The 682-nt window shown below is 37.1% G+C and carries 1 protein-coding gene; it reads left to right on the plus strand.

What is annotated here, in order from left to right; all coding sequences use genetic code 11:
* Positions 1 to 213 precede the first annotated feature (213 nt).
* On the plus strand, positions 214 to 600 hold the full coding sequence (locus tag RCF13_RS12825; RefSeq protein WP_308141241.1) for a class I SAM-dependent methyltransferase: 387 nt from the start codon (positions 214 to 216) through the stop codon (positions 598 to 600).
* Positions 601 to 682: the final 82 nt, after the last annotated feature.

Raw genomic sequence — 682 nt, forward strand, 5'->3', positions numbered from 1 at the left:
AAGTACAGTAGCAACAGACATGGCTGTTGATTTAGGATTAACTGACGGAAATCCGGATAAAGTAATGCAAGCAGAAGATATTGCAGAGTTTATCGTAGCGCAGCTGAAATTAAATAAACGTACATTTATTAAATCAGCAGGACTTTGGTCTACTAATCCGTAAGGGATACATGTATAAACAAAAGAAGGGATATCTATTTTGTAATGAAGTAGATGTCCCTTCTTTATTTTTTGCATATGAGACAGAATTTTCGGTATAATCAAAAGTGGATAGTAGAAAAGCATACTGACATTGCGCGTAGCAATATTGAACGCGCTAATTTGAATGATAGAGTTGAAGTGCGAACAGGATTAGCTTTAGATTCTTTACAACAAATAGAAAATGAGAAGTATGAACCATTTGATTTTATCTTTATAGACGCTGATAAACAAAATAACCCTGCTTATTTTGAATGGGCACTGAAACTATCACGCCCTGGTACTGTAATTATTGGGGATAACGTAGTACGTGAAGGAGAAGTGATTGACAATACGAGTAATGACCCTCGCGTACAAGGGATACGTCGCTTCTATGAGCTAATGCTGCTGAGCCACGTGTAAGTGCTATAGCGCTTCAAACAGTCGGAAGTAAAGGGTACGATGGATTTATAATGGCAGTTGTAAAAGAATAACGAAAGGAGAT

The sequence above is a fragment of the Stenotrophomonas maltophilia group sp. RNC7 genome (genome assembly GCF_030910085.1).
GTDB classification, from domain to species: domain Bacteria; phylum Pseudomonadota; class Gammaproteobacteria; order Xanthomonadales; family Xanthomonadaceae; genus Stenotrophomonas; species Stenotrophomonas sepilia.

What these genes read in the sequence shown, in the direction of transcription:
- RCF13_RS12825 (WP_308141241.1), top strand. Translation starts at nt 214, where the DNA reads ATGTCCCTTCTTTATTTTTTGCATATGAGACAGAATTTTCGGTATAAT.